The organism is Streptomyces djakartensis (assembly GCF_014651075.1).
In the GTDB taxonomy this organism is placed as follows: Bacteria; Actinomycetota; Actinomycetes; order Streptomycetales; family Streptomycetaceae; genus Streptomyces; species Streptomyces djakartensis.
This window is the reverse complement of record NZ_BMWE01000012.1, coordinates 57,560-79,392: the sequence shown is the minus strand read 5'-3', so window position 1 is coordinate 79,392 and position 21,833 is coordinate 57,560. Positions and strand designations below refer to the sequence as shown.

Below are 21,833 nucleotides of genomic sequence, written 5' to 3'. Positions count from 1 at the left end.
GACTCGCCGGTCACTGTCGCGGGTCAAGGGGTCCCGGCGCCCCCCTGGCCGCCGCGCTGCCGCAGCACCGACCCGGACCGGCCCTTGACGACCTCCAGTTGCGCGTGGATCCGCCGCCGCAGGTCGGGCACATGGCTGACGATGCCGACGCTGCGGTCGCGTTCGCGCAGGGAGTCGAGGACGTCGAGGACCTCGTCGAGGGTCTGGTCGTCGAGGCTGCCGAAGCCCTCGTCGATGAAGAGGGTGTCCAGCCGCACCCCGCCCGCCTCGTCCGTGACGACGTCGGCGAGGCCGAGGGCGAGAGCGAGGGAGACGAAGAAGGTCTCGCCGCCCGACAGCGTCGCGGTGTCGCGTTCGCGGCCGGTCCAGGCGTCGACGACGTGCAGCCCGAGCCCGCTGCGGCCGCGTCCGGCGCGGTCGTCGGAGTGGACGAGGGTGTAGCGGCCGGACGACATGCGCCGCAGCCGCACGGTCGCGGCGGCGGCGACCTGTTCCAGCCGGGCCGCGAGTACATACGACTCCAGGCGCATCCGGCGTTCGTTGTCGGCGGAGGTGCCGGCGGTGAGGCCGGCCATGCGGGCGACCCGGTCGTACTCCTCGCGCAGCGGTGCCAGCCGGCGTACCGAGGCGGTCGCGCGGGCGGCGAGCCGGTCGAGTTCGGCGCAGCGCCGTGCGGCGGCGTCGTGTGCGGAGGCGGCGTCGCGCAGGCGGCGGGTCGCCTCGTCGGCGGCCTGCTGCGCCGAGGCGACGTCGGCGGGCCGCTGTGCGGCGGCCGCGGCGGTGCCGGACTCGGCGAGGACGGCCCGGACGGCGGCCTCCTCGTGCTGCCAGGCGTCCAGGCGGTGTTGCAGTTCGCGGTGGGCGGCGTTGTCGAGGAGGGACTCGGCGGCGGCCTGCGGGGTTTCGAAGCCGGCGCGGAAGGCGGCGTCGGCGAGCCGGGCGTCGGCGTCCTTGAGCCGCTGGGCGGTGTCCTCGGCGACGCGGGCCGCGTCGGCGGCCTCGGTGAGCAGCGCGGTGCGCCGCTCCAGCTGCGCGGCCCGGGCGGCGACACTGTCCAGGTCGCCCCGTGCCCGGTCCAGCTCCTCCTCGAGGGCGGCGCGTTCACGCTCCAGCCGCTCCCGGCGGCCGACCCGGGCGGCGGTCCGTACGGCGGCCTCCTGCCGGGCGGCGAGGCGCCGTTCGTGCTCGTGCCCGGCCTGCCGCAGCGCTTCCTGCGCGGAGTGCAGTTCGGCGGCCCCCCGGCGGGCCCGCGCGTACTGCTTCTCCAGCTCGTCCGTCTCCGCTGCGAGCAGGTCGGCCGGGGTGTCGCCGGCCTCGGCGGTGGCGGCGGCCAGCGCCTCCCGTGCGACGCCGAGCCGCCGCTCCTCCTCGGCACGCTGTTCGTCGGCACGCTGGTACGCGGCCAGGGCGTTCTCCTCCGCCTCGCGGCCGACGTGCCCGGCGACCTTGCGGGCGGGGGCGGGATGCTCGGTGGCGCCGCAGACCGCGCAGGGCGTGCCGTCGGTGAGGTTGGCGGCGAGTTCGGCGGCGATGCCGGTCAGCCGCTGTTCCTTGAGTTCGAGCCAGTGCTGCTTGGCGCGCAGGGTGTCCTCCCGCGCGCGGCGGACCCGGTCCACGGCCCGGTTCGTGTCCTCGGCGAGCCGGTCACGCTGCCGGGCCGCCGTCAGCCGCCGCCGCGCGGGCTCACGCCGTACGGCGAGTTGTTCGGCCAGGGCGGCGGCCTGCTGCGCGGAGTCGACCCGGGCCTGGAGGCCGGTGCGGGTCTCCTCCCAGTCGTCGAGCCAGGCCTCCGCCTCCTGGAGGACGTCCGCGTCGGCACGTTCCTGGCGGTCCAGGCCGGCGCGTTCGTCGAGGAGTTCGGCCAGCCGGCGCTCGGCGCGGCGAGCCGAGTCCAGGCCGCCCAGTTCCTCGGCGGCGCGGCGGGCCGCGGTGGCGAGTCCGGCCGCCCCCGCGTCGGCGAAGCTCTCGGGCAACAGGGCACGCGCGCGGGCCTCGGCAGCCGCTGCCTGCCGGTGCTCGGCGTCGGCCGAGTCCCGCAGTTCCAGGGCGGGCGCGACCGCTTCGGCCTTGCGGGCCCGCTCCATGAGGGCCTGCGCCTCCCGGTACGCCCCGGCTCCCTGCTCCAGACGCGCCGCGCGTTCCCGCGCCTCGCCGTACCTCCGCTGCAGCCGGGCGAGTTCGCGTACGTCGTCCAGCGCGCGGCCGGCGGCGGCCTGAGCGGACTCGGCGGCGGCGAGAGCGCATTCGGCGACGGTGAGCTGCTCCCGGGCGGTGCTGCGGGCGACGGCGGCCGCGCCCAGCACGGCCTCGGCGAGCCCGGGTTCACCCGGTGCCAGCTCCGGGAGCTCCATGGCGTCGCCCGCGGCCTGCTGCATGCGGTGGCCGTAGGCCAGCAGCTCGGCGTCACCGTCGCGCACCTGGGTCTCGGTGGCCCGGCGGCGTTCGGCGAGGCGCTTCTCGACGTCGGCGAAGCGGCGGGTGTCGAAGAGCCGGCCCAGCAGCCTGCCGCGGGCCTCGGCGTCGGCGCGCAGGAACCGCGCGAAGTCGCCCTGGGGCAGCAGGACGACCTGGCAGAACTGCTCCCGGCTCATGCCGAGCAGCTGGGTGATCTCCTCGCCGATCTCCTGGTGGGAGCGGCTGAGGTCCTTCCAGGTCCCGGCCGTGCTCTCGTACTCGCGCAGCCAGGTCTGGGCCTTGTCCACCGTCGTGCCGGTCCCGCGCTTCTTGGGGCGTTCCCAGGGCGGCTGGCGGGTGATCCGCAGGCGGCGGCCGGCGACGGTCAGTTCGAGGGCCACCTCGGTGCGGGTGGCCGGGGCGGCGTGGTCGCTGCGCAGGGTCAGGCCCGGTCCGCTGCCCTGCCGGGCGCCCGGCACCGAGCCGTACAGGGCGAAGCACACGGCGTCGAGGACGGACGTCTTCCCCGCGCCGGTCGGTCCGTGCAGCAGGAACAGCCCGGCCGCGGACAGGTCGTCGAAGTCGACGGTCTGGGTGTCCGCGAAGGGCCCGAAGGCGGTGAGCGTGAGCCGGTGGAGTCTCACCGGGCCACCTCCCGTACGGTCTCGTCGGCCCGCACCGCGTCGAACGCGTCCCGCAGCACCGCCTGTTCGCGCGTGTCGGGTCCCGTGCCGCGCACATGCGCGACGAAGTCCTCGGCGATCTGCTGGTCGCTGCGTCCGGCCAGGCGGCGGGCGTACGACACCTCCGGCTGGTCCTCGGCCCGGTCGGGGTCGAAGGCGAGGCTGAGTGTGTGCGGGAAGCGCTCGGTGAGGCGGGCCATCGGGTCGGCCGGGCGGACCGGGTCGGTGAGCGTCGCCTCGACCCAGGCCTGCTCGTGGGCCGCCAGCTCCGGGTCGGCGAGCAGCTCCTCCAGCGTGCCGCGGATCCGGGCCAGGGGGCGCGGCACCGGGCAGTCGACGCGCTCGGCGGCGACGGAACCGTCGGCGGCCAGGTCGACGAGCCACATGCTCTTGCGGTGGGCGGCCTCCGAGAAGGAGTAGGGCAGCGGGGAGCCGGAGTAGCGGACGCGGTCGCCGATGGTCTGGCAGCCGTGCAGATGCCCGAGCGCCACGTAGTCGACGCCGTCGAAGACGCCGGCTGGGACCGCGGCCACGCCGCCGACGGTGATGTCGCGTTCGCTGTCGCTGGGTTCGCCGCCGGTGACGAAGGCGTGTGCGAGGACGACGGAGCGGGTGCCGGGCGCGCGGGTCGCGAGGTCCGCCCGGACGCGGCCCATGGCGGCGGCGAGCACGGCCTCGTGCCCGGCCTTCTCCACGCCGAACTCGTCCTTGACGAGCGCCGGTTCGAGGTACGGCAGGCCGTAGAAGGCGACGTCGCCGTGGGCGTCGGCCAGCACCACCGGGGTGCCGGCCGCGGACGGCTCGGTGCGCAGATGGATCCCGGCCCTCCCGATCAGCCCGGCGCCGACACCCAGCCGGCGGGCCGAGTCGTGGTTCCCGGAGATCATCACCGTCGGCACGCCGAGGCCGGCGAGGCGGTGCAGGGCGTCGTCGAACAGCTCGACCGCGGCCAGCGGCGGCACGGCCCGGTCGTAGACGTCGCCCGACACGACCACCGCGTCGACGGCGCGTTCCCGCACGGTCGTGACGAGGTGCGAGATGAAGTCGGCCTGGGCGCCCAGCATGTTCACCCGGTGGAACGAGCGGCCGAGGTGCCAGTCGGAGGTGTGCAGCAGCCTCAAGACGCCGCTCCGGCCCGCATGTCTCCCCCTGTCACCGCTCCACTACCCGCGCGAGCCGGGACGGCTCGCTGTCAGCACCCACCACGCTAACCGGTACGGGCACCTCGTCCACCACGAACCTCGGCACACCACCCACGACCGGCGCCGAATCACCGGAAATGTCCGCGTCCGTGCCGTGGACCGGGTCACTCCGGGGCGATGTCGTACAGCCGCATCCAGCGGTCGAGGTACAGGGCGGTCTCCAGGCCGTTGCGGTGCAGTCGGGTGTGGAAGTGGCCCTGCGGGAGGTCGAGCAGCCGGCTCGGCTCGGTGACGTCGACCACGTCGAAGATCAGGTGTCGTCTACCGGGCACCGATCCCCAGGGCCCTGGTCCGGGCACCGACGTGCCGGCTGGGGGGTGCCCGCGGGCGCGGGGCCTGCGGTGGGTGGTCGGGCGGACGGTTCCGGAGGCCTCCCCTGCGACGGCCCCGCCGCACGCCGGGAACGGCCCACGGGTGCCGGAACGGACCGCTGAGCACGGTCCGCGCCGCGCGACAACCCGGCACACCCGAGGGCCCCGAGGCACGTCCGGCCCAACGGTGCGCCACAGCCCCGGCAGCGCGTCGCGCGGCGTCTCTCCACCGGGCCGGGCTCCGGACCCGGCGGGCCCGGAGGCCCGGCGAGCCGGCGCTCGGACGTCCCAGCGGCGACGCTGACCGCTCGTCAGGCGTCGCCGTACGCCTCTCCGCCCGGTTCGAACACGGCCGTGCCGGCGGTCGTGTCGGCGAGCCAGGCGCGGAAGGCGTCCACGTCGGCGTCCGGGAGCGCGATCTCCATCGTGACCGCCTCCCCGTAGCGCACGTCCCGCACCTCGCGCCCGGTGGTGCGCAGGTCGTTCTCGAGCTTGCCGGCCCGCTGATGGCCGACGGTGACCGTGGCCAGGCGGAACCGGCGGCGGGTGCGTGTGCCGAGGGTGTCGAGCGCCTCGCCGACCGCTCCCCCGTACGCCCGGATGAGCCCGCCGGCACCGAGTTTGACTCCGCCGAAGTAGCGGGTGACGACGGCGACGACGTACCGCATGTCGCGGCGGAGCAGCATCTGGAGCATGGGGACGCCCGCGGTACCGCCGGGTTCGCCGTCGTCGCTCGCCTTCTGGACCGAGGCGTCGGCGCCGATGACGTAGGCCCAGCAGTTGTGGTTCGCGTCCGCGTGCTCCTTGCGGACCGTTGCGATGAAGTCCTGGGCCTCCTGCTCGGTGGCCGCCGGGGCGAGGGCACACAGGAAGCGGGAGCGGTTGACCTCGGTCTCGTGCACGCCCGGGCGGGCGACCGTGCGGTATTCGTCCTGCATCCGGTCAGCCTAGTCCCGGGCCCGCGACGCCTCGGGGCAGCCGGATCCGGCGAGACCTCCGCTACGACTGAGCCACGACCTCCCCGGCCGTGACCTGGGGCGGATTCGGCAGCAACTCGGCGAGGCGGTCCCGTACGAAGTCGGCCGCCCTCCCGGTCGACTCCTCGGCACCCGCCCGGTCCTGGAAGAGACCGGTCGACACCATCACCCCGTCACCGGCGTCGACGAAGTGATAGGCGACGAAACCCGGTACCTGGCGGAGGAGCGGCACGAAGCCCTCGTCCACCCGGCGCCCCACCTCGGCCGGGTCGGTCACCCCTTCGTACCGCCGGATCACTGCGTACATGGCTGGTCTCCTCATGGGTCGCGCGGCCGTTCCTCGCAGACGGCGTACCCGCAGCGGCCGGTGCGCCGGCGCCGGCCGGGGCCAAATCACCGGAAAAGCCCATGCCCGGGTGGTCCGGGCTACTTCTTCGCGCCCCGGGGCACCATCACGGAGGTGAGCAGCGCGTCGCCGGGGCCGAGGTCCCGCCAGGTCGTGCCGTGCCAGGACAGGACGGCGATGGCCGCGGTGGGGAACTTCGTACGGACCCGCTCCACCGTGTCGTCGAGACCGTCCCCGGCGAGCGCCAGGACCAGTTCCTCCAGACCGGGGTTGTGGCCGATCAGCAGCAGCGTCCCCACCTCGGCGGGCACCTCGCGCACGACGGCCAGCAGACCGGAGGTGCCCGCGGCGTACAGGCGCCGGTCGGTGCGGACCGGTGGCGGTGTCCCCCACTGGGCGGCGGCCAGGTCCCAGGTCTGGCGGGCGCGTACGGCGGTGGAGCACAGCGCGAGGTCCGGCAGGCAGTCGGCCTCGGCGAGGGCCCGCCCGGCAGCGGGGGCGTCCCGGCGTCCGCGCGGGCCCAGCGGCCGCTCGTGGTCGGCGACGTCCACGGGCCAGGCGGACTTGGCGTGCCGCAGCACGACCAGGCGGCGCAGCGGGAGCGCCCCGGTGCGGTCGATCACGACGATGCTCCCAGGTCGCGGGTGAGGTCGAGGCCGAGGAGCCGGTCGGCATAGGCGTACGTCTCGAACCGGGCGCCGTCCGGCAGGTCCGGCTCCGTCTCCACCTGGCGCAGCACCTCCAGCACCCCGGGGACGTCCAGATCGTCCTGCCAGGCGTCCCGCAACCGGCCGCGCACCTCGTCGGGAACGGGCCGTGAGGGCCGCCGCGCCCAGCCTGCGACCGCGCCGCGCCAGCGGGCGAGAGTGGCGCGGGCCTCGTCGAGGACGGCCTCCTCCACCCGGACGGGGTCGTCGTGGCGCCGGGTGAGCAGGGCCAGGCGCAGGACGGCCGGGTCGGTGTCGTCCAGCGGCCCCGGGTCCTCGGGGTGTGCCGGGGCGACACCGATGCGGACACCGTCGGTTGCCGCCCCGCCCTGGACGGCCACGTGAATGACCTGGGCCGCGCTCAGCCCGGCACCCGTCTCCGGGCCGTCCTCGAGGGGCCGGACGCCGAGCGCCGCGGCGCCCGCTCGCAGCTCCGCCCGATGCCGCCCCCCGGCCAGCAGGGCGTACACCGGCGTGCTGTCCATTTCCAGGGCCCGGACGAGCACGTCCGCGACGAGCAGCACCCTCAGGTTCGTCGTGTCGAAGCCGGACGCGTGCACCTCGACACGGGTCAGGCCCCGGCGGGCCGGGGCGGCGTCGACCGGCTCGCCGGTACGGGCGTCGATGATGCGCAGCACGAGGCGAGCGTAGGCGGGTGGACGCGCACTTGCAGGCATGTGCGGCGGTTTCCGGCCACTGTGGCGGGATTCGCCCCACCAATGGCACGCCCGCGCGCTCACATCTCCCTGCCGGTGACCGGTCCGGCGGCACGCCCACCGCTCAGCCCAGCGTGCCCAGGAACCGCACGTGGGGCCGCCGCCGCGGCCCTTCCCTGCTGACGGCCGCCCGCACGCCGTACACCTCGGCAATGAGCTCCTCCGTGACCACGTCACCCGGGGTGCCGCAGGTCACCACCCGCCCGCCGCTCAGGACGACGACCTGGTCGCAGTACATGGCCGCGAGGTTCAGGTCGTGCAGTGCGACGACGGTGGTGACCGGCAGCCCGCTGACCAGGGCCAGTAGGTCGAGCTGGTGGTGGATGTCGAGGTGGTTGGTGGGCTCGTCCAGGAGGAGTTCGCGCGGCTCCTGGGCGAGCGCGCGGGCGATCTGCACCCGCTGCCGTTCGCCGCCCGAGAGGGTGTGCCAGGCCTGTCCGGCGCGGTCGGCGAGGCCGGTGCGCTCGAGGGCGGCGCGCACCGCCCGTTCGTCGTCCGCCGATGCGGGCGTCCAGGCTCGGCGGTGCGGTACCCGGCCCAGCCGTACGACATCCACGACCGTCAACTCGATCTGGGTGTCGGCCGTTGATCGACCACGGCGAGGCGGCGGGCGACGGTGCGGCGGGGCAGGTCGCCCAGTGGTGTGCCGTCGAGGGTGACGACCCCGGCGGTCGGCGTGAGCAGCCCGGCCAGCAGCCGCAGCAGCGTGGACTTCCCGGAGCCGTTGGGGCCGAGGACACCGACCGTGGAGCCGGTCCGGGGCGCGAGGACGACGCCGTCGAGGACGAGGCGCCCGTCGGCGCGGCGGCTGACCCGGTCGGCCCGGAGCCCGGCGACCTCCGCCGGCTCCTCGGTACTTGTTCGCGTCCTGGCCACCGCACCCTCCTCGTCCGGTAGAGCACCACCGCCAGCAGGACGGCGGCACGGAAGGGGCGGGAGAGAGGCACGGAAAACCAGTCCTCAGTCGTCGAGGGCCCGAACGCGGAGCCCGGTCGTACGGTGCTCCCCCGCCGCGCACGGCCGCGGAGGCCGCCAGCAGGTCTTCGGACTCGGGTTCACCCGGTACGGGACGCCTTCCCGGACGGCTCGCACGCCGTCCAGTGGCCGAGGCCCCGCCCGTCCCCCTCACCGCTGCGCCTCAGTTCCGGATTCGCACCGGATTCCCTGACCCACGTACATGGGTTCGACTGGCGTCGGCAAGCTATCACGGTGGCCGCCCGGGGAATCACCGCACGCCCCGCCTCGTTGTATCGGTTACAGCTCGTTCACGACTTCCCGAGGAGGCCGCCGGTGTACGGCGACGACGCAACGGTCCGCAGGATCCTCACCGAGCTCGGCGACACCTGGGCCGTGGTGGGCCTGTCGTCGAACCGGGGGCGCGCGGCGTACGGCGTCGCCGCCGTGCTGCAGCGCTTCGGCAAGCGCGTCGTGCCCGTGCATCCCAAGGCGGAGACGGTGCACGGGGAACAGGGGTACGCGAGCCTGGCGGACATCCCCTTCGACGTGGACGTCGTGGACGTGTTCGTGAACAGTGACCTTGCCGGAGCCGTCGCGGACGAGGCGGTCGCCAAGGGGGCGAAGGCCGTGTGGTTCCAGCTCGGCGTCGTCGACGCGGCGGCGTACGGCCGGACCCACGCGGCGGGCCTGGAGATGGTGATGGACCGCTGCCCCGCGATCGAGATCCCCCGGCTCGGGCAGTGACCGGACCGTGGCCGGTGCCTCCATGATGAGCGGGTGCCGCACGCCTGCCCCTCTCCCGGCTCCGGCGCCCCGCACCGTTTCCCGGTCGTCGGCCTCGCCCGCAACCTGCTGGACCGGGCGGAGCCGCGCGCCGCGTGCTAGTTCCGCTTCGACGGCGAGCGGTACCGTTTTCCCCAAGGCGAGCTGACGGGCAGTCACCACTTTGTCCGCCCCCAGCCTTTGCTGGTGAAGGACCTGGTGGGTGGTACGCCGACGTACGCGGCGGGCAGATCCGCTTCGGGCCCCGGGACGTGCGCGTGCACGACATCACCACCGACCGCCCGCCGGTGTCCTACCTCTGCCCCGAGACGGGTGAACAGCGGTTGGCGCACTGCGAGTTATGGCGGGATGCGATGGGGCGCGCTCTCATCGCCCTCGGCGACCGCGGGCCGCTGACTCAGTCGTGCACGGGCCGGTCGTTGAGCCGGTGGTCGGCCACGTTCAGCGCCTCGTCGACGAGCCGGCGCAGATGACCGTCGCGGAGTGAGTAGATCACCCGGCGGCCCTCCTTGCGCGTGTTCACCAGGCCCGCGAGGCGTAGTCGCGCCAGGTGCTGGCTGACGGCCGGCCGCGCTGCCCCGCACGCCTCCGTGAGCGTCGTGACGTCGGCTTCTCCCCCGGTCAGAGCATGCAGCAGAGTGATGCGGGTGCGGTCGCCGAGCAGGGCGAGGAGTTCGGCGGCGAGCGCGAACTGTTCCTCGCCCGGGGTGCGCGGGTGCGCATCGTCGGCAGGTGACAGGTGCATGCGTGCGCTCATACGCACATAATGGCGCCATGGGCGTGTGTACGTCCACTCGCGCACCGGAAGGGGACCCACGTGAGTCACGACCACCCGCACAGGCACGGACACGAGGGCCACGGGCACAACGACCATGGACGCGAGCGCCATGGACACGAGGGCCACGGGCACGCGCACTCCCCCGCCGGCCTCCGTCACCGCCTCTCCCATCGCCTCTCCCACCTCCTCACCCCGCACTCCCACGAGACCGCCGACAAGGTGGACTCCGCGCTGGAGTCCTCGACGCGCGGCATCCGGGCACTCTGGGTCTCACTCGCGGTGCTCGGCCTCACCGCCCTCGCCCAGGCGGTCGTGGTGGCCGCGTCCGGCTCGGTGGCACTGCTCGGGGACACCGTCCACAACGCGGCGGACGCGCTGACCGCCGTACCGCTGGGCATCGCCTTCGTGCTGGGCCGGCGCGCGGCCACGCGCCGCTTCACCTACGGCTACGGGCGGGCCGAGGACCTGGCGGGCCTCATGATCGTGCTGACCATCGCAGCGTCCGCGGCCTTCGCGGGATGGACGGCGATCGACCGCCTCCTCAACCCGCGCCCCGTCGCGCACGTCCCAGCGGTCGCCCTGGCCGCGCTCGCCGGCTTCGCGGGCAACGAGTGGGTTGCCCGCTACCGCATCCGCGTCGGCCGCGCGATCGGCTCGGCCGCCCTGGTCGCCGACGGACTGCACGCCCGTACGGACGGGTTCACGTCACTGGCCGTACTGCTGGGCGCCGGAGGGTCGGCCCTGGGCTGGCAACTGGCGGACCCGGTCGTCGGGTTGGTGATCACGGCGGCGATCGCGCTGGTGCTGCGGGACGCGGCGCGGGAGGTGTTCCGGCGCGTGATGGACGCGGTCGACCCGGCCCTGGTGGACCGGGCGGAGCGGGCGCTGGCCGAGGTCGCGGGCGTGCGGGGCGTGGGCGAGCTGCGGCTGCGCTGGATCGGCCACCGGCTGCGCGCCGAGGTGGCGGTCGTGGTGGACGGCGACGTGTCGGTCCGTGAGGCACATCGCATCGCCGTCGACGCGGAACACGCGCTGCTGCACGCCGTCCCCCGCCTGACCGCGGCACTGGTCCACGCCGACCCGGAACCGGCCCTGGGCGAGGCCGACCCGCATCTGACGCTGGCCCACCACACGATGGCCTAGGTGTGCTGCCACAGGTTCCTTGGCGCACATCGACTCGTCCACCTTGCACGGCATGAGGACACACGCGGAGATCGAGTTCGCCGCGTCGGCGTCCGGCAGCGGTCAGGGCAGTTCGGCCGCGGTCGCCACGCTCCGGTGAGCAGCGCCTCGACGCGCATGGCCGCCGTATCTGCGGGAGGGTGAAAGCAGGGGGAGTTCGCGTCCTGGGGCATTCCCCGGGACGACTGCAAACCCGGGAGGTTCTCATGGACCCACGACGTCTGGCCGACGTCGCCACCCCGGGCAAGCTCGGCGACTACTTGAGCAGCCTGCCGAAGCTGCCTGCGACCCACCATGCCGGGCCCGCGACGACGGTCCGCACGACGGTGCACGACGGTCACCGGATCGTCGTCAGCACCCGTTACGAGATCACTGTGGACGGCTTGCCGATCGGGGCCCACCTCGGCGTGCACCCGAACGGCCAGGTGCATTGCCATGCGCTGCCCGCCTACCAGTTCCTCTCGGCGCTCGCCGCGGTGCGCGCGCTGATCGACAACTACCCGGAGGAGTTTCCCGCCGACCTGGCCGGGCCCGGCGGTGGAGGCCATGGCGGAGGCCACGATGGCGGCCAGGTCCATGGCGACGGCCACGGTGGTGGCCGACACGAGCACGGAGGTGACTGAGATGGCCGTCGTTCGGAAGAACGTCCTGAAGGACACCGCGGCTTGCCAGGCCTTCATCTCCGGCGTCAAACTGCTCAAGGCCGAGGACTCCACCTTCTCCACCACCGACTTCGGTATCGCCGGCCCGCCCGCCAAGGTGCGCACCTACGACCTGTTCGTGATCTGGCACATCCTGGCCATGCGGACCGCCGTCCCGCCGGGCGGCGACCCCGACATCCGCAACGCCGCCCACCTCGGGCCCATCTTCCTTCCCTGGCACCGGATGATGCTCAGCCTGATGGAGGCCAACCTCCAGCGCGTACTGGGCGATCCGGCCTTCGGCCTGCCCTACTGGGACTGGACGGACGACACGGGGCACGGCGACCCGACGGACAGCGATCTCTGGAAGCCGTCCCGCATGGGCGGCAGCGGCCCCGCTCCCTTCGGCGGCACGGTCACCGACGGACCCTTCGCCTTCGACGAGGCCGACCCCGGCACCTTCCGGGTCCGGATCACCGCCAACTCGACGCTGAACATGATCCGGACCTCACGCGGGCTGCGCCGCGCCCTCGGCGTCGACGTGTCCACCGTTCCCAGCAAGGCGGATGTGGACGCGCTCTTCGACGTCCGCTCCCCGAGCGGTGACCCGGCGCTCGCCACCTACGACTTCGAGCCGTGGGACGGGAGCTCGATCGGCTTCCGCAACCGGCTGGAAGGGTTCATCCCGTTCGGCCTGCACAACCTGGTGCACGTCTTCGTCGGCCGCGACATGGGCCTGGCCTCATCACCGAACGACCCGGTGTTCTACCTGCACCACTGCAACGTCGACCGGATCTGGGAGAGGTGGATGGACCACAACGGCCGGAACTACCTGCCTGACCAGTCCGCGCCGGCAATCCTGCGCGGCCACAGGCTCAAGGACCCGATCGTCTCCCCGCTCGGCTCTGCCGCGACACCCGAGACAGTCCTCGACCCCACCTCTCTCTACACGTACGACCAGCTGTCCTGAGGTGACCTCCCGGCCCTTCGAGCCTGCCACGGATCCGTGGCAGGCTCGGGGCGGTCCCTGGGTTCAGAAGGTGATCGGCAGGTCCTTGCGCGCCTGCTCGAGGTCGTCCTCCCATATCCACAACCGGTGCTGGGGCGGCACCTGGTGGTATCCGTACAGGCCCAGCTCGGTCAGCGTCCGCAGGTCCACGCACACCCTCTGGTAGGCCTGCCCGATTGTCTTCGCTGGATCGTTCACCTCTCGGGCACCGAGCTTGATGCAGGCCCGGTACTCGTATCCCAGCAGCAGATCCTGTCCGAACCGGGCCCAGACACCGAGCTGCTGGGTCCATGCCGCCTCCGCCTCGTCCAACAGCAGGTTCAAGTCGGCGGCGGGCGGGATGGAGGGGTAGATGAGGAAGGTGGCCGCCCAGCCGAGAGCCACCATGTCCAGGTTGAACGTGCGCCGACGCGGGTCGTCACGCGGCGGCAGCGGATCGGATGAACCACCACTGAACCAGGGCGCGGTGTAGGCCAGCAGACGTCCGTTGTTCTCGACGAGCTCACCGGTGGCGATCACGGCCAGCTTGCGCTGGGAGCCGTCGGGGCGAACCAGGCGAGTGGCCACCATGTCCGCGTGCGCCTCGGCCGCCGCCTTGCCCGCGGCCTGGTGTCGCTGCGCCGCGTCGGGAGTGATCCGGGAGACGAGATAGTCGCGCAGGTCCTGCGGCAGCGCGTCATAGGTGCCGTCCAGCAGTCGCGTCCTGGTGCGGTCCAGAGCCGCCTGGGCGGTGGCGGGGGCGCCGCCGAATTCGCTTTCCGGGGTGTCTATGGACACCATGCGGATCGCCATTGCGATGTTTGGAGTGTCGCCGTCGGTAACACTCAGGAATCGGTAATCTTTGGCGGGCCGGCTGGGGCCCACGAAGCCGAGATCGACCATGGCCTTGTTCCTGTCTCAATTGACTGTGCATGTCGATTCGTACAAAGCTCCCGCACCATGAAAACTGCTTCTTGTTTCCAACGACCGGCTGCGTCAGCCTTGATGAAGACGAATTGGACGCCCGCCCCCCATGACCATCTCGTCCCGCCCGTCACGGTCTTGACACGTGGACCGGAACTCGGAAGGAGTGAGCGTGGTCTCCCCCGAAATGAGCACTGAGTTCAGTGTCTTCCACCATGGTGGTGAACGCCACCGCTGCGTAACGGTTGGCTGTTCAATCGCCTGCTTGATGCCGGGCCGGGGCGTCTGAAAGCACAACTCCCCTTCGCCTTCAACTGGAGCGGGCATTCACCTCGTGTTAGCGTGACCGTATCGCCATGAATCATGCGCCCAACCACTTTCCTGGAAGTGTGGCGGAGGAGATGGTGACCATGGCGCGGAACCGGTTGTTCCATGCGCCCACCGTCGGTGCGGGAGGCAGGACGGCGCAGGCCGCCTCCAGCGCCACCGCAGCCCATCGGGCCAGCGGCCATGGCAGGACGAAGGTGGACTGGGACCGCCTGCGGCAGCGGATGCGCGGAGCGCTGCTGCGGCCGGGAGATGCGGGGTTCGAGGACGCCCGGAAGCTGTTCAACCCGCTCAACGACGACCACATACCCATCGCTGTGGCACAGTGCGAGTCGACGTCCGACGTCAGCGAGGCGGTGCGGGCCGCCGCGAACCGCGTGCCGCTGGCCGCTCGCAGCGGCGGCCACTCCTACGTCGGTTACTCGGCACCGCACGGTGGTCTCGCCCTGGACCTGCGGCGCATGTCGGCGGTTGAGGTCCGGTCGGACGGCTTCGCGACCATCGGCCCGGGTGCGCCGTTGCGGGATGTCTACAGCGGTGTCGCTCAGGCGAACCGCTGCCTGCCCGCGGGGTCCTGCTTCACCGTCGGCATCGCGGGAGTGACCTTGGGCGGTGGAATAGGTGTGCTGCAGCGCAGGTTCGGGCTCACCTGTGATCACCTCGTGGCCGCTGAGATGGTCACCGCCGACGGGAGAACCCTTACGGCTTCCGCCACACGAACCCCGGACCTCTTCTGGGCCCTGCGCGGCGGAGGCGGCGGCAACTTCGGAATCGTCACGCAGTTCACGTTCGCCACCGATCCGGCTCCGGTACTGACGGTGTTCGTGGTCGGCTTCCCGCCGGGGACGGTGCCCGAGGTGCTGAGCGCGTGGCAACCATGGATCTCGGCCGCACCCCGTGAGCTGTGGGCGAACTGCAACATGACGGGTGGAGACGTGCCGAGTTGCCGGGTGGCCGGCTGCTTCGTCGGGCCCAGCAGCTCCTGCAACCCCCTGCTGGACGACCTGATCTCACGTTCCGGTGTCCTGCCCAACCGTCGGACGGTCCAGGACCGGGAGTACTTCAGTGCCATGCGCTTCTTCTCCGGGAGACCCGAGCGGGAGTCGTTCGTCGCCTCGTCACGAGTCCTGAGCGACCAGGCCTCCTCACCGGACGCCCTGGCCGGCCTGCTCGTCGGCCGCCCAGGCGTATCGATCATCCTCGACCCGCTCGGTGGCGCGGTAGCGGACGTCGGCGCCGAACAGACCGCGTTTGCGCACCGCAAGGCGTTCGCCACGGCACAGATCTACGCAAGCGCCACAGTGGCAACCGAGGCCGAAGTGACGCGCAGGGTCCGCGAGGTCGTGGCAGGGCTGGCCTCCCTGGGCATGGGGGGCGGTTACGTCAACTACATCGACCCGGCCCTGCCGGACTGGGCGCGGGCTTACTACGGTCCGAACCTGGAACGCCTGCGTTCCGTTGCCCACGACTACGACCCCGACGGGGTGTTCGACTTCCCGCAGGCACTGACCAGGGCGTAACCGCTTCGGGCGCTTCGATCCCGGGCAGCTTCGTCCCGTGGCCGACCGTCGTCTCCCCGGGACAGCACACCCAGTGCCGCGGCAGGCGACGTTCGCCTCCTCGTGACACCGGGTCAGGACACGGGCGGCACGGAGACGGCCATCATCATCTCCATCGGCACTTCGCCGGTGTTGCCGTACGTGTGCGGGGTGTTGGCCTCGAAGGAGACGCTCGCGCCCGCGGGGACGCGGTGCTCCACGCCGTCGACGGTGAGGGTCAGCTCCCCTGCCGTCACATGGAGCAGTTCGACGGTGCCCGCGGGGTGCGGGTCCGAGGGGCTGCTCTCGCCGGGCATGAGCCGCCAGTCCCACATCTCCAGCGGCCCCGGCGCCTCGGTGCCGGCGAGCAGCCGGTTGTAGCTGCCGGCGTCGGTGTGCCACAGCCGCACCGCCTGCCCGGCCGGAACGATCCGGACCTTCGGGCCCTGCTCGTAGTCCAGGAGGGTGGTGATGCTCACGCCGAGCGCGTCGCCGATCTTGACGACGGTGCCGAGGCTGGGGTTGGTGCGGGCCTGCTCGATCTGGATGAGCATGCCGCGGCTGACGCCCGCCCGGGCGGCGAGCACGTCGAGGGTGAAGCCGCGCACCGCGCGCCAGTGCTTGACGCTGCGCGCCAGGGACTGGGTCAGCAGGTCGAGGTCCGACACATTCCGTCCAATATTTTGTATGACACAGTACAGCAGGGTGCACTATGGTGTGGTTGACCTGATCGTTCACTGAACTGTACTGCGAGGCATCCGGACCATGACAGCGCTCTTCGCCCTGGCCACCAGCCTGCTGTGGGGGCTGGCCGACTTCGGCGGCGGACTGCTCACGCGGCGCACTCCCGCGCTCACGGTGGTCGTGGTGTCGCAGTCGATCGCCGTGGTCGTACTCGGCGCGGTCGTGGTGGCGACCGGCGGCTGGAGCGAGGCGGGACCACAGCTGTGGTTCGCCGTGGCCGCCGGTCTGGTCGGGCCGGTGGCGATGCTCGCCTTCTACAAGGCGCTGGCGCTGGGCCCGATGGGTGTGGTGTCGCCGCTGGGCTCGCTCGGTGTGGCCGTGCCGGTCGGTGTGGGCCTGGTGCTCGGTGAGCGCCCCGGCATGCTGCAGTTCGCCGGCATCCTGGTCGCCGTGGCCGGTGTCTGCCTCGCGGGCGGCCCGCAGTTCCGCGGCGCCCCCGTACAGCGCCAGGCCATCGCCCTCACGCTGCTCGCGGCGTTCGGCTTCGGCGCGGTGATGGCACTGATCGCCGAGGCGTCCGCCACGCTCACGGGCCTGTTCCTCGCCCTGTTCGTGCAGCGGGTGACGAACGTCGCCGCCGGCGGACTGGCGCTGTACGCGTCGGTGCGGCGCGGGGCGCCCGCCCTTCCGGCGGACGGCTTCCCGTGGCGCTCCCTGCCGGCACTCGCCTTCGTCGGCCTCGCGGACGTCGCCGCGAACGGCACGTACTCGATCGCCGCGCAGCACGGCCCGGTCACCGTCGCCGCCGTGCTCGCCTCCCTGTACCCGGTGGTGACCGCGGTGGCGGCGCGTGGCGTGCTGCGCGAACGGCTGCGGGCGGTGCAGGCGGCGGGCGCGGGGCTCGCCCTGGTGGGGACGGTCCTGCTGGCGTCTGGCTGACCCCGGCCAGGGCGTCAGGAACCCGGCGCCGGCTCGGCCATGCCGCCGGGCGTCTTCTCGTCCAGTTCGGCCAGTCTCGCCGCGGTCTCCTCGTCCAGCTCCGACAGGGCGCGCAGCTGCTCGGGCGTGACGCCGTCCGGTATCGGCACCGGAGGCGGGGTGCGCAGCGGCGGCTGCCAGCCGTCGGCGGGCGTCCAGCGCCGTACGACCCGGGCCGGCGCGCCCGCCACCACGGCGTGGTCCGGCACCGTGCCGCGCACGACCGCGCCCGCGGCCACCACCACGTTCCTGCCGATCCGGGCCCCGGGAAGGATCACCGCCCCCGTGCCGATCCAGCAGCCGGGCCCGATCTCCACCGGCTCCATCCGCGGCCACTGCCTGCCGATCGGCTCGTGCGGGTCGTCGTAGGAGTGGTTCGTCGACGTCACGTAGACGTACGGGCCGAAGTAGCAGTCGCTGCCTATGGTGACCGTCGTGTCGGCGATGACGTGGCTGCCGCGGCCCAGGACGACACCGTCGCCCAAGCGCAGGATCGGGTCCGGGCCGAGGTCGAGGTCGGGCATCAGACCGGCGGTGAGGGTGACCTGTTCGCCGATGATGCAGTGCGCGCCGACGTGGATCCAGGGTTCGCCGAAGACCGTGCCGAGCGGGAAGGCGAGCCTGGTGCCGGCCCCCATCGCGCCGAATCGATAGCGCCCGGGATGCTCGGCGGTGACGGAGCCGGTGCGCTGCGCCCAGGCCCAGCCCGCGTGGACGGCGCGCTGCGCGAGGCCCCGCCGCCAGGATGAGAACGTGTTCTTGCGCTTCGGCACGTGGTCACGGTACTCAGCGGTAGCTCACCCTGCGGCCCTGACGGCCTGTGATCTTCACCCCACCGGGTGGCGTACGGTGTGCGCGTTGTCTACGACGTTCTGGAGGCCGGCATGGGACAGCGGGCGATCATCACGGGAATCGGCGGCCGGGAGCCGCAGATCGACGACACGGCGTTCGTGGCGCCGACGGCTACGGTGATCGGGAGCGTGACGCTGGGTGCCGGAGCGAGTGTCTGGTACGGGGCCGTGCTGCGCGGCGATGTCGAGTCGATCGCCGTCGGGGCGAGCAGCAATGTCCAGGACAACTGCACGCTCCATGCCGACCCCGCGTTTCCCGTGACGGTGGGTGAGCGGGTGTCCATCGGGCACAACGCGGTGGTGCACGGGGCGGCTGTCGAGGACGACTGTCTGATCGGTATGGGCGCGACCGTCCTGAACGGCGCGGTGATCGGGGCGGGGTCGCTGGTCGCCGCGCAGGCGCTGGTGCCGCAGGGCATGGTGGTGCCGCCGGGGTCTCTCGTCGCGGGTGTGCCGGCCAAGGTCAAGCGGCCGCTGACGGAGGAGGAACGGCAGGGCGTCACCCTCAACGGCACGATGTACGCGGAGTTGGCGAAGGCGCATCGCGACGTGCACGCGTAGGCCGTGTGACGGGCGCGGGTCGTGTGTGGGTCGCTCGCGCCCACGCGGCGGAGATGCACGGCCAGGACGGCCGGGGGGCATGGCCACGACGGTCGGGGCCCCGGCCGTCGTGGCCGAGAACATACCGACAGAGCCGCGCGCCCCTTGAGGCGTGCTATTCCCCAGCGGGGACGGGCTGCGCCTTCTTGGCCTTGCGCTTGATCACCAGCATGGACGTCAGGCCGACCAGGACCGCGGCGACCAGTCCCAGCCACGAGAAGCGCTTCAGCCAGGACTCCGCGACGATGCCGACGTAGTAGATGACCGCGGTCGTGCCGCCCGCCCAGACGATCCCGCCGAGGACGTTGGCGATGAGGAACTTCCAGTACGGCATGCGGAGCACACCGGCCAGCGGCCCCGCGAAGATGCGGAGGAGGGCGACGAAACGGCCGAAGAAGACGGCCCACATGCCCCACTTCTCGAAGGAGCGCTCGGCGGTGGCGATGTGGCCCTCGCTGAAGTGCCTGGGGAATTTCCTGCCCAGCCAGGCCAGCAGGGGACGTCCCCCCTTGCGGCCGATGGCGTAGCCGATCGAGTCGCCGATGATCGCGCCGGCCGTGGCGCTGGCCCCGAGGACGACGGGGTCGATGTCGCCGTGCTGGGAGGCGAGCAGCGCGGACGAGACCAGGATGATCTCGCCCGGCAGCGGGATGCCCAGGCTCTCCAGGCCGATGACCACGCCCACCAGGGCGTAGACGGCGACCGCTGGTACGGTTTCGAGCCACTCCTGGACGTGCAACGCCGGTTCCTTTCCCTGTGCTTCCCTGCCAGCCCGGGAAGCCTACCGGCTCATAGGACGTCGTTCGCGCCTCAGGCGTTCCAGCTCCACTCGGCGACCTCGGGCAGGTCGGTGCCGTGCTCGCGGATCCAGGCGTGGTGGCGGGTGCGGGCGTCGGCCATCCGCTGGCGTACGGCCGTGGCCCGCACCGCGAGGCCCGGGACGCGGTCGATGACGTCCATGACGAGGCGGTAGCGGTCGAGGTCGTTGCGGACGACCATGTCGAAGGGCGTGGTCGTGGTGCCGGCCTCCTTGTAACCGCGCACGTGCAGGTTCCGGTGGCCGGTGCGGCGGTAGGCGAGGCGGTGGATGAGCCACGGGTAGCCGTGATAGGCGAAGATCACCGGCTTGTCGGTGGTGAAGAGGCCGTCGTACTCGAAGTCGTTCATGCCGTGCGGGTGCTCCTCCCGCGGCAGCAGGCGGGCCAGGTCGACGACGTTCACCACGCGGACCGCCAGCTCCGGCAGGTGCCGGCGCAGCAGGTGCGCGGCGGCCAGGACCTCCTGGGTGGGGACGTCACCGGCACAGGCGAGCACCACGTCGGGCTCGCTCAGGCCGTCCTCGGTGCCGGCCCAGTCCCAGATGCCGGCGCCGCGGGCGCAGTGCACCCGAGCCTCGTCCATCGACAGCCAGTCGAAGCACGGCTGCTTCCCGGCGACGATCACGTTGACGTAGTCGCGGCTGCGCAGGGCGTGGTCCGCGACGGAGAGCAGGGTGTTGGCGTCCGGCGGGAGGTAGACGCGGACGACCTCGGGGCTCTTGTTGAGGACGTGGTCGACGAAGCCGGGGTCCTGGTGGGAGAAGCCGTTGTGGTCCTGCCGCCACACATGGGAGGTCAGCAGGTAGTTGAGGGAGGCGATGGGGGCGCGCCACGGCAGTCGCCGGGAGGTGCGCAGCCACTTGATGTGCTGGTTGACCATCGAGTCGACGATGTGGACGAAGGCCTCGTAGCAGGAGAACAACCCGTGCCGGCCGGTGAGCAGGTAACCCTCCAGCCAGCCCTGGCAGAGGTGTTCGGAGAGGATCTCCATCACCCGGCCGTGCCGGTCCAGGTGCTCGTCCACGGGCAGCGTGCCGGCCTGCCAGGTCTTGCCGCTGGCGTCGAAGACGGCCTGCAGCCGGTTGGAGGCGGTCTCGTCGGGGCCCACCAGGCGGAAGTCGCGGCGCGTGTGGGTGTCCCGCATGACCCGTGCGAGCAGGTCGCCGAGGACGCGGGTGGGCTCGTGCGTCGTGGTGCCCGGCTTGTCGACCGGGACGGCGAAGTCGTTCAGGGACGGGATCGGCAGATCGCGCACGAGCAGTCCGCCGTTTGCGTGGGGAGTGGCCCCCAGCCGCCTGGTGCCCTCGGGGACGCAGGCGAGGACGTCGGCGACCGGGCGGCCCTCGGCGTCGAACAGCTCCTCGGGCCGGTACGAACGCAGCCAGGCCTCCAGCTGCCGCAGGTGTTCCGGGTTGTCCCGGACGCCGGACAGCGGCACCTGGTGGGAACGCCAGGTGCCCTCGACGGGCGCCCCGTCGACCTCGGCCGGGCCGGTCCAGCCCTTCGGGGTGCGCAGCACGATCACCGGCCAGCGCGGGCGCTCGGTCGCGCCCCCCTCGCGCGCGGCGCGCTGTGCCTCGGTGATGCGGTCCAGGGCGGTGTCCATCGCCCGGGCCATGGCGCGGTGGACCTCGGCCGGGTCGTCGCCGGTGACGTGGAGGGGCTCGTGGCCGTAGCCGCGCAGGAGCGCGTCGAGCTCGTCCTCGGGCAGGCGGGACAGCACGGTGGGGTTGGCGATCTTGTAACCGTTGAGGTGGAGGATCGGCAGGACGGCACCGTCGTGGACGGGGTCGAGGAACTTGTTGGCGTGCCAGGAGCCCGCGAGCGGGCCGGTCTCCGCCTCGCCGTCGCCGATCACGCAGGTGACCAGCAGGCCGGGGTTGTCGAGAGCGGCGCCGTAGGCGTGGGCGAGGGAGTAGCCGAGTTCGCCGCCCTCGTGGATCGAGCCGGGCACCTCCGGGGCGACGTGGCTGGGCACGCCGCCGGGGAACGAGAACTGCCGCATCAGCAGTTCCATGCCCTGCGCGTCCCGTGTCACATCCGGGTACTTCTCGGTGTAACTGCCCTCCAGCCAGGAGTTGGCCAGAACGGATGGCCCGCCGTGGCCCGGGCCCCAGATGCACAGGGCGTCCAGCCCGCGGTTCCTGATCACCCGGTTGAGGTGGGTGTGGACGAGGTTGAGGCCGGGTGAGGTGCCCCAGTGGCCCAGCAGCCGCGGCTTGATGTGCTCGGCCCGCAGCGGCTCTGTGAGCAGCGGGTTCGCCAGCAGGTAGATCTGACCGGCCGCCAGGTAGTTGGCGGCCCGCCAGTGGGCGTCGAGCGTGCGCAGTTCCTCGTCGGTCGGTGCGGTGTTGCTGTCCTGGCGCGGGGCCTGGGGCATGAGTGACTCCCTCGGTTCTGCGGCGACCTCAGGAGGAGTACCAGTTTGCTCCGGTTCGATGCGAGGCG

20 protein-coding genes, 2 pseudogenes and 1 riboswitch are annotated in these 21,833 nt (G+C 72.5%); of the genes and pseudogenes, 8 read left to right on the top strand and 14 right to left on the bottom strand.

From position 1 onward, the window contains the following. Positions 1-23 precede the first annotated feature (23 nt). The 8 genes and pseudogenes from IE212_RS21485 to IE212_RS35435 form a co-directional block, all read right to left on the bottom strand. Positions 24-3,038: an AAA family ATPase gene (locus tag IE212_RS21485; RefSeq protein WP_190199512.1), complete on the bottom strand. Its 3,015-nt coding sequence runs from the start codon at positions 3,036-3,038 to the stop codon at positions 24-26. Continuing rightward, a complete protein-coding gene (locus IE212_RS21480) occupies positions 3,035-4,198 on the bottom strand; it encodes an exonuclease SbcCD subunit D (protein ID WP_190199511.1) in 1,164 nt (387 codons plus the stop codon). The genes IE212_RS21485 and IE212_RS21480 overlap by 4 nt, the downstream gene beginning before the upstream one ends. A 185-nt stretch (positions 4,199-4,383) precedes the next feature. Beyond that, positions 4,384-4,551: a hypothetical protein gene (locus IE212_RS21475; RefSeq protein WP_190199690.1), complete on the bottom strand. Its 168-nt coding sequence runs from the start codon at positions 4,549-4,551 to the stop codon at positions 4,384-4,386. A gap of 350 nt (positions 4,552-4,901) precedes the next feature. Continuing rightward, positions 4,902-5,528, bottom strand: coding sequence for a YigZ family protein (locus IE212_RS21470; protein ID WP_190199510.1), 627 nt, complete (start codon positions 5,526-5,528; stop codon positions 4,902-4,904). Positions 5,529-5,589: 61 nt separating this feature from the next. Beyond that, positions 5,590-5,874 carry a hypothetical protein gene (locus IE212_RS21465; protein ID WP_190199509.1) on the bottom strand — a complete coding sequence of 95 codons (285 nt, stop codon included), beginning with the start codon at positions 5,872-5,874 and terminating at the stop codon, positions 5,590-5,592. A gap of 119 nt (positions 5,875-5,993) precedes the next feature. Then, positions 5,994-6,536 carry a SixA phosphatase family protein gene (locus tag IE212_RS21460; protein WP_190199508.1) on the bottom strand — a complete coding sequence of 181 codons (543 nt, stop codon included), beginning with the start codon at positions 6,534-6,536 and terminating at the stop codon, positions 5,994-5,996. Then, positions 6,533-7,297 (bottom strand): hypothetical protein, encoded by a 765-nt coding sequence (locus IE212_RS21455; RefSeq protein WP_190199507.1) that lies wholly within the window; start codon positions 7,295-7,297, stop codon positions 6,533-6,535. Before IE212_RS21455 ends, IE212_RS21460 begins: the two co-directional genes overlap by 4 nt. Positions 7,298-7,400: 103 nt before the next feature. Continuing rightward, positions 7,401-8,212: pseudogene (locus tag IE212_RS35435) on the bottom strand (ABC transporter ATP-binding protein). A gap of 141 nt (positions 8,213-8,353) precedes the next feature. Continuing rightward, a riboswitch (cobalamin riboswitch) is annotated at positions 8,354-8,543 on the bottom strand. Positions 8,544-8,626: 83 nt separating this feature from the next. On the opposite strand from IE212_RS35435, the gene IE212_RS21445 reads away from it, so the two are divergent. Together IE212_RS21445 and IE212_RS21440 are read left to right on the top strand one after the other, a co-directional pair. Further along, the gene (locus IE212_RS21445) at positions 8,627-9,037 is read left to right on the top strand and encodes a CoA-binding protein (protein ID WP_190199506.1); all 411 of its coding nucleotides are present in this window, start codon (positions 8,627-8,629) and stop codon (positions 9,035-9,037) included. A gap of 90 nt (positions 9,038-9,127) precedes the next feature. Continuing rightward, positions 9,128-9,440: pseudogene (locus IE212_RS21440) on the top strand (4-hydroxybenzoate 3-monooxygenase); the annotation flags it as partial. Between the two features lie 33 nt (positions 9,441-9,473). Here the strand turns inward: IE212_RS21440 and IE212_RS21435 are convergent. Further along, a complete protein-coding gene (locus IE212_RS21435) occupies positions 9,474-9,833 on the bottom strand; it encodes an ArsR/SmtB family transcription factor (RefSeq protein ID WP_190199505.1) in 360 nt (119 codons plus the stop codon). Between the two features lie 60 nt (positions 9,834-9,893). Here IE212_RS21435 and IE212_RS21430 point away from each other — a divergent pair, with 60 nt between their 5' ends. From IE212_RS21430 to IE212_RS21420, 3 genes are all read left to right on the top strand, one after another. After that, positions 9,894-10,997: a cation diffusion facilitator family transporter gene (locus tag IE212_RS21430; protein ID WP_373301416.1), complete on the top strand. Its 1,104-nt coding sequence runs from the start codon at positions 9,894-9,896 to the stop codon at positions 10,995-10,997. A 245-nt stretch (positions 10,998-11,242) separates the two neighbouring features. Next, positions 11,243-11,659, top strand: a complete 417-nt coding sequence (locus tag IE212_RS21425; protein WP_190199503.1) for a hypothetical protein — start codon at positions 11,243-11,245, stop codon at positions 11,657-11,659. 1 nt (position 11,660) lies between these two features. Further along, positions 11,661-12,647: a tyrosinase family protein gene (locus tag IE212_RS21420; RefSeq protein ID WP_190199502.1), complete on the top strand. Its 987-nt coding sequence runs from the start codon at positions 11,661-11,663 to the stop codon at positions 12,645-12,647. A gap of 63 nt (positions 12,648-12,710) precedes the next feature. On the opposite strand, the gene IE212_RS21415 is transcribed toward IE212_RS21420, so the two are convergent. Beyond that, on the bottom strand, positions 12,711-13,568 hold the full coding sequence (locus IE212_RS21415) for a nuclease (protein WP_190199501.1): 858 nt from the start codon (positions 13,566-13,568) through the stop codon (positions 12,711-12,713). A 377-nt stretch (positions 13,569-13,945) separates the two neighbouring features. On the opposite strand from IE212_RS21415, the gene IE212_RS21410 reads away from it, so the two are divergent. Beyond that, on the top strand, positions 13,946-15,436 hold the full coding sequence (locus IE212_RS21410; RefSeq protein ID WP_229864497.1) for an FAD-binding oxidoreductase: 1,491 nt from the start codon (positions 13,946-13,948) through the stop codon (positions 15,434-15,436). Positions 15,437-15,549: 113 nt separating this feature from the next. On the opposite strand, the gene IE212_RS21405 is transcribed toward IE212_RS21410, so the two are convergent. Next, positions 15,550-16,122 carry a helix-turn-helix domain-containing protein gene (locus tag IE212_RS21405; protein ID WP_190199500.1) on the bottom strand — a complete coding sequence of 191 codons (573 nt, stop codon included), beginning with the start codon at positions 16,120-16,122 and terminating at the stop codon, positions 15,550-15,552. A 97-nt stretch (positions 16,123-16,219) separates the two neighbouring features. On the opposite strand from IE212_RS21405, the gene IE212_RS21400 reads away from it, so the two are divergent. Beyond that, positions 16,220-17,077, top strand: coding sequence for a DMT family transporter (locus IE212_RS21400; RefSeq protein WP_190199499.1), 858 nt, complete (start codon positions 16,220-16,222; stop codon positions 17,075-17,077). A 14-nt stretch (positions 17,078-17,091) separates the two neighbouring features. On the opposite strand, the gene IE212_RS21395 is transcribed toward IE212_RS21400, so the two are convergent. After that, complete coding sequence (locus IE212_RS21395) at positions 17,092-17,889, bottom strand: acyltransferase (RefSeq protein WP_190199498.1); 798 nt, start codon at positions 17,887-17,889, stop codon at positions 17,092-17,094. A 111-nt stretch (positions 17,890-18,000) separates the two neighbouring features. Here IE212_RS21395 and IE212_RS21390 point away from each other — a divergent pair, with 111 nt between their 5' ends. Beyond that, positions 18,001-18,528, top strand: coding sequence for a gamma carbonic anhydrase family protein (locus IE212_RS21390; protein ID WP_190199680.1), 528 nt, complete (start codon positions 18,001-18,003; stop codon positions 18,526-18,528). A gap of 154 nt (positions 18,529-18,682) precedes the next feature. On the opposite strand, the gene IE212_RS21385 is transcribed toward IE212_RS21390, so the two are convergent. Beyond that, on the bottom strand, positions 18,683-19,306 hold the full coding sequence (locus IE212_RS21385) for a DedA family protein (protein ID WP_190199497.1): 624 nt from the start codon (positions 19,304-19,306) through the stop codon (positions 18,683-18,685). A 71-nt stretch (positions 19,307-19,377) separates the two neighbouring features. Next, a complete protein-coding gene (locus tag IE212_RS21380) occupies positions 19,378-21,765 on the bottom strand; it encodes a phosphoketolase family protein (protein WP_190199496.1) in 2,388 nt (795 codons plus the stop codon). Positions 21,766-21,833 lie beyond the last annotated feature (68 nt).